Annotated in this window: 3 protein-coding genes; 1 reads left to right on the top strand and 2 read right to left on the bottom strand. The window is 39.9% G+C overall.

Annotated features, from left to right (window positions below; translation table 11 throughout):
- Positions 1-150 precede the first annotated feature (150 nt).
- Complete coding sequence (locus tag EGI24_RS14115; protein ID WP_255049068.1) at positions 151-441, top strand: hypothetical protein; 291 nt, start codon at positions 151-153, stop codon at positions 439-441.
- A 536-nt stretch (positions 442-977) separates the two neighbouring features.
- Here the strand turns inward: EGI24_RS14115 and EGI24_RS14110 are convergent.
- Together EGI24_RS14110 and EGI24_RS14105 are read right to left on the bottom strand one after the other, a co-directional pair.
- The gene (locus EGI24_RS14110) at positions 978-4,094 is read right to left on the bottom strand and encodes a T9SS type A sorting domain-containing protein (protein ID WP_255049102.1); all 3,117 of its coding nucleotides are present in this window, start codon (positions 4,092-4,094) and stop codon (positions 978-980) included.
- Positions 4,091-5,669 (bottom strand): SprB repeat-containing protein (locus EGI24_RS14105; RefSeq protein ID WP_255049101.1); only part of this gene is annotated, 1,579 nt, incomplete at its 5' end. The genes EGI24_RS14105 and EGI24_RS14110, both read right to left, overlap by 4 nt.

The raw sequence follows: 5,669 nt of genomic DNA, 5'->3' as shown, positions 1-5,669 counted from the left end.
CTCAACCGAATCGTTTACTTTTTACAAACAAACACAAAATTTAAAAAATGGCTGTAATGGAAACATCTATTAGTTTTCCTCAAAGGATTACAGCTTTTTTATCAACCTGAATATTGATTTAATTAATTTTCACACTCAAATTTTAAAGAAATGACACCAACACCAAACAAGGACACCAACATCAATTTTCGAGTTACGGAGCAACGAAAGTTGAAACTTCAAAAAGAAGCTGAGTCAAAGAAAATGACTTTGTCAGACCTCCTCAACAAAATAATAGAAAAGTATCATGAACCGCCCAAGATTGACAAAATAGCACGTCCAATTCAACAGGATAAGGAAGAAACAAAAATTGATAAAGGTATTGTATATTTTTTTATCGGAACGGTTGGACTGGCAGTTATAGTTTGGATATGGGTCTCAGTCAAAAAGAGACCCCAATAACTATACCATAGGCCTGAAATACCAGGGTAAAACATTTTGTAAAACCTTTTGTAAAATCACCCGTAAAACACTCATTTTTTGGGTGTTTTTTTTTACTAAATTTTCTGCACACACCTTTAAAATAGGTCAAAAAACTCTAAATTAACCAATTGCACACAGCCTGTGTGCAGAGGTGTGTTCGGCCTCATAAATGGCTATAAGGCTGTTTTTGGTGTGTGTTCACTGAAATAGTAATACTAAACAACATCCAAAATAAGCTTCAAAGCCACCTGCAAAACAAATTGTTGTTATTCTAGACCTTTTTGAAGATTTATCAGACCAAAACACTCAAAAATTCTATATTCTTCTAAAAAAGTGTATTCCAGTGAAAGTGAGCCATCCATTCCGATTCTAAGTAATACAAAAATTGGCGAATTTAACTTGAGATTTTGTATTTATATATTCCAGAGAAATTCTATTTAGAAGTTTTTTTCATTTAAAAAACACACCCAAAAAACCTCAGGATGTGTTTATTAGTAATGCAATAAATCTTAATACTACCTTAATACCTGCACTTTGATAGTGTTTTCGTTGCTTGGGGTTTTTAGTTCTATCAGATATAATCCAACTTCGAATTTTCTGAGGTCTACTTGTAGATCCATTTTGGTTGGGTTTACGACCGCCTCTTGGATGCTAAGCAGTCTGCCTTGGGTGTCTCTGATGCCAATTTTCACATTCGTGATTTTATTGATATTTGGTAAGCTGATATTAACAAAGTCTGAGCTAGGATTTGGTCCGAAGCTTATTTTTTCGGTAATTGGTTCTTTGCTAATTTCTTCCATCGATTCTGTTTCAGCTTCATCTATTTTGGCTACTAAACTGTCTTCTTTAGTTGCTGCTGCAGCGTTATTGCTACAATCAGTCGGTTGGCCTTTGAGTACTACGTTGCTGCCCGATTTTATTTTGGTCCCTATAAGAATACCGTTGATGGTCGTCTTTTTGCTTGCATCTGCATGCTTGATGTCTATACTAGCCTGGCTGTGCAGATAGGCGTTGATTTGGCTTCCTTTTTCTATACCTACATTCTTAGTGGCAAAGATTTTTACGTTTTCTTGGCCTTCGTTTATCGTGATTTCTTGACCAAGTCTGGTGTAAGTTTTGATGTGTACTTTCGCCGTTTGTTCAAAGTTAAGTTTGCCTCCTTTCTTTATTTTCAAGGTCTTGAAAAACACATCTCCGCTTCCTGTGTAAGTTAATGTAGCATTTTTGCCAATTTTTACTTTGCCAAAGTCATTTTCGCTAAAACTGCCTTCTTTGCCGTTTTTTACTTTTAGCTTTTTACGGGTGCTTTTGTCGTTGCTTTCAAAAGCCAGCGGTGTTGGTGCTATGCCTTTTATAACCAAGCTCGGTTGGGCATCTGCCACCAAAACATCCGATTTTACGAAGACATTGGCCGCACCAAAAGTCGTTTTGCTCAGGTTTATCGTTTTGCCTGCCTGATAGGTTCCGAGTCCACCATATTCTATCGAACTGCCGTTTACCTCTATGTTTTCTGAAGCCAACATGGCGTATGAACACAGACAGTTGCCTTGGTTATCGGTGATGGTAATATTTGCTGTAGCAGTTGTGACGTTACCCGAGTTATCGGTTGTGGTAACGGTAATGTCGATTTTGCCCACATTGCTACAGTTGAAGCTTTCTTTGCTTAGGGTCGTCTGTTTTACACCGCAATTGTCCGTAGCTTCTGCTACTATTTGCGTGGCTGTTAGCTTTACAAATCCATCTTTGTCTAGACTAAAACTCAGGTTCTCTTTCAGTTTCAGTGTTGGTTTGGTGCTTTCAGCTACTGTGATTTGCAGTTTCTTCTCTGCCTTGTTTCCGTTGTTATCCTCTACTGTGTAAGTCACTTCTACCTTGCCTGCATTGGTGCAGTCAAAGCTTGTTTTCGACAATGTTTTGCTCTTTATGCCGCAGTTGTCAGTGCTGCCATTGTCTATATCCTCTACCTTCAAGATTCCTTTGCCTTGGGCATCCAAGGTAACCGTGAAGTCTTTGGTGAGAATACTCGGTGCCATGCTGTCTATGACCGTGATGCCCTCTCTTTTCATCGAGATATTGCCGTAATTGTCTTTTGCAAAAAAGGTCACACTGTCTTTGCCAATGTTTTCACAAGTGAAGCTGTTCTTTGAAAAATAAATAGAATCTATCTTACAGTTGTCCGTGCTGCCGTTGTTCATCATGGCTGCTGTAAGGCTTGCTTTGCCGTCTTTGCCCAGGTAAAGTGTGACAGGTTTAGTTTTTATTTCTGGCAAAATATTGTCTTTCAGTGTTACGGAAGTTACAAAACTCGAGGAATTGTTATTTTTGTCGATGGCCGAGATTCTAACATCCTTGGTTTTGACTTCACAGCTCAGTTGTTGCTCTGAAAATGTAACAGATTTCAGACCGCAGGCGTCGTAAACATTCAAGCCAGGTGTATTAAGGCCAAGCTGAGGTATACCATTTTTGTCAATTACTAAGTCGATATTTTTAGACGTGGAATATGGCGGTATATTATCAATTATCAGCACGTTGGCTGTTGCTCTTGATTCGTTTCCAGCGGCATCAGTTGCTATCAATGTCACGGAATTGTTGCCAACTTCAGTACAACTAAACACAGATTTACTGAGTTTTAAGGTATGCGAACCACATAAATCCCAACTGCCTGCATCTATGTCTTTGGGGTCTAAAAGAGCGTATCCTTCAAAATTGAGGTTGATTACAGCATTTTTTGTAATCACATGTGGAGCTGAAACATCCTTTATATTGACCCTACACATAGCTGTAGTGGTGTTGCCTGCAGCATCTCTTGCTGTCACGCTCACCCACTGAAAACCTATATCTCCACAACCAAACTGGGTCTTGTTAATTTCAACACCCGTCACTCCGCAGTTGTCTGATATTCCAGCATTAATATCTGACAGTGTCAGTATACCTACTCCTGATGCACTTAGGTTCACTACCGCATCTTTCAGTAGTACTTTGGGACTTTCGCTATCTATGACTGTCAGAGTACTTACACAACTATTGCTCGCTCCATAAATATCTATTACGGTAAGTGTAACACTGTGTGTTCCTACTCCAAAGGGGCCTATTGGACTGATACTGTAAGTTATGGCATCTCCATTAGGATCACTTGAACCTGCTCCTATCTGGGCTGCTGTTACTGTGGCCATACAATTGCTTCCTAGTGGTACTGTAAGCGGGGTGCAAACAGCAATTGGAGCTGCGTTTGTAGCTATAGTACTTACTCCTGAACTTATTGAGGTATCAATAAATGGAAGAATATTGTAAGGTGAGGGAGGCAAAATTATCCTAATAACTTCTATGAGCTCCACTTCATAAGTTAATCCTAATGTTAAACCCGCGATAGTGTAGGTCCTTAATGTACTGCTAATATTATCAATGGTAGTCTCACTGCCCCCCACTGGCTTATATTTGATCTGATACCTGTTCAACGTTACACTTGGTGAATTAATCGTCACATCAGTCTCTCCCCAGTTAACCGTTATGCTATTTGTGGTACCTACCTGACTTGCTGAACTAATCAAGGTCTTTGAAAATGCTTGTATATTGCAAAGCATAAAAATCAATACTATTACTAATCGTTTCATCGTCTTTATTGGCTTTCTCATTTTCTTATTTCTTTTGGTAAGTTTTCAAAACTTGTGTTATTCGATGAATTGTTCGCACATGGTGATTCTATTTTAGTGCTGAATATTGCCCCGGTCCTGGTTTCAAAACCTGGCAATAACTCTATCGCATTACCCGATTTAAAGTTTACTTTGGAACTGGGTTCAATTTTGTTTACGGCCACCGTATAAGCCACTGCTGTTTGTGAATAAACCCCACTTATCGGACTCACATTTACAATATTCAATGCCTCTGCTGAACCTGACATTGATAAGTTGGCTGCGTTTGAAGTTATCGTACAACTATTCTTACTAACTACACATCGGTATTTGTAGCCGTTGTATTCTACAGGTGGAAATGCTAAACTCAAAGTCGCCGTATTTTGTCCTGTATATACCATACTTGCGGCTATTGCTGCAAATCCCGAACCTGTGTTTACCTCCCATTGGTAATTCGCATTTTCAATGCTGGTCTTAATAGTGAACGTAACATTGTTTCCTTGACAGATGGAAACGTTTATAGGGTCAGTTTCAATGATTAGGTTATTTGTAAATGTAATTTCGGTACTGGCTGTGCTACTGCAGCCATTTGCTGCTGTTGTTCCCGTAACTTTATATATTCCAACCAAGGAAATATTCGCCAACGCTAAACCGCCTAAGGAGTTAGACCAAACATATGTATCTGCACCTGATGCTGTTCTACTAACTGTAGTTGATGAACAACTTAAATTCTGTGTCCCAGTTATTGATAGGATTGGAGCCAATATATCTTGTGTTACAACTGTACTAGCTGTAGCAGTGCAACCATTTACTCCCGTGACAGTGACCGTGTAAGTACCTGGGTTTACAATATTGACGGATGCCGTATTTCCTAAACCATTTGACCAGCTGTATGATGCTCCGCCAGATGCGGTTCTTGTTACACTTGTTACCGCACAGGTTAAATTATCTGCTCCACTTATCGAAGGTGTAGGAGGGTTTGTATTGTTAAGGATCTCAAAAGATACTAAAGTAGTGCACCCATTATTATCAGTAACTGTACAAGTCCAAGTTCCTGCAGTTAAAGCAGATACTGATGTTGTACCATCGCCTACTGGATTCCCAGGTGTCCAATCGTAGGTATAGCTTGGCGTACCTCCTGTTGCTAAATTCATACTCGCTAAGCCTAAACTATTGCAAGTAACATCAGTTTTTGAAGAGGAACTCATTGAAAGCAACGTGGGTTGCGTTATGGTAAAACTCTGTGTCTTTGTACAACCGTTTGCGTCTGTTATTGTACAAGTGTAAGCTCCTGCTGCTAGACCTGTCGCTGTAGCAGCTGTTCCGCCACTTGGTGCCCAACTGTAGCTATAGCTTGGCGTACCTCCAGAAGCAAGCACTGTCGCAGTTCCATTGCTGCCACCATTACAACTCACATTCGTTTGTGAAGGACTTATTGAGATAACCGTTGGTTGGGTAATGGTAAAGCTTCGAGTTGCTGTACATCCGTTGGCATCGGTTACCGTTACAATATATGTTCCTGCACTTAAGCCTGTCGCTGTAGCAGCTGTTCCACCGCTTGGTGCCCAGCTGTAGGTA

The sequence above is a fragment of the Lacihabitans sp. CS3-21 genome, assembly GCF_024343675.1.
Lineage (GTDB): Bacteria > Bacteroidota > Bacteroidia > Cytophagales > Spirosomataceae > Leadbetterella.
This window is presented reverse-complemented; position numbering and strand designations above follow the sequence as displayed.

What these genes read in the sequence shown, in the direction of transcription:
- EGI24_RS14115 (WP_255049068.1), top strand. Translation starts at nt 151, where the DNA reads ATGACACCAACACCAAACAAGGACACCAACATCAATTTTCGAGTTACG.
- EGI24_RS14110 (WP_255049102.1), bottom strand. Translation starts at nt 4,094, where the DNA reads ATGAGAAAGCCAATAAAGACGATGAAACGATTAGTAATAGTATTGATT.